Source organism: Oleiphilus sp. HI0043 (assembly GCF_001634935.1).
This window is the reverse complement of the sequence record NZ_LWEY01000656.1, coordinates 1-962: the sequence shown is the minus strand read 5'-3', so window position 1 is coordinate 962 and position 962 is coordinate 1. Positions and strand designations below refer to the sequence as shown.

The window sequence follows — 962 nt, the reverse complement described above, 5'->3', positions numbered from 1 at the left end:
TGCACTGAAAGTAATTGCCAGAACCCTAATCGAGAACGCAGCGTAGATTGCGATTTGATTCTCAGCCAGCCAAGCTGTTGTGCTGGCTAAGCAAACCCTAAAAGAGATCATTCAAAAACTTTCCTATTGAAAGACGCTTTGACCGATCTCTAATAAACATTGAACTAGCGACATGCAGTGTCGAGGACAGAGCCTCAAGTACTCTCGGAATCGACCCACATCGGAATGAAGTAACATGAGTGAGCAAAATAAAGCGCATCTGATCTACGATAAAGAAGATAAGCCGAGCAAAGACCGTCCGTGGATTTTCAGAACCTACGCCGGACACACCAATGTTTGGGCCTCCAATGAGCTTTACCGTAATAACCTGGCAAAAGGCCAGACGGGTTTAAGTATTGCAATGGATCTCCCCACGCAATGTGGTTACAGCTCCGATCATGATATTGCGAAACCCGAGATTGGCAAGGTCGGCGTGCCGATCAATTCACTCGATGACATGGCAGTACTATTCGATAACATTCCTTTAGAGGAAATGAACACCTCGATGACCATCAATGGTACATCCATGTGGTTATTATCTTTGTATGTTGCTTTAGCTGAAGAGCGTGGCATAGATATTAGCCAGCTTAAAGGCACGACTCAAAATGACTTGATCAAAGAGTACCTGGCACGTGGTACCTACATATTCCCACCAGAAGATTCTATTCGCATTATCGTCGACATGTATGAATACTGCTTGCACAACATTCCTTCATGGAATGCTTCAAACATTTGCTCATATCACCTTCAAGAAGCCGGCGCGACGCCTGTTCAAGAACTCGCTTTCGCTCTGACAACAGCAATTACAATTCTGGATGCAATCAAAGAACGTGACTGCTTCAATGAAGAAGAGTTTGAGCGTTGCGTTGGCCGAATTTCTTACTTTGTAAACGCTGGTATGCGCTTTGTAGAAGAGACCTGCA

1 protein-coding gene is annotated in these 962 nt (G+C 44.7%); it reads left to right on the top strand.

The window, feature by feature from the left end; all coding sequences use genetic code 11:
- Nucleotides 1-235 precede the first annotated feature (235 nt).
- A partial coding sequence (locus A3729_RS07860) for a methylmalonyl-CoA mutase family protein (protein ID WP_231877383.1) occupies nucleotides 236-962 on the top strand: 727 nt, incomplete at its 3' end.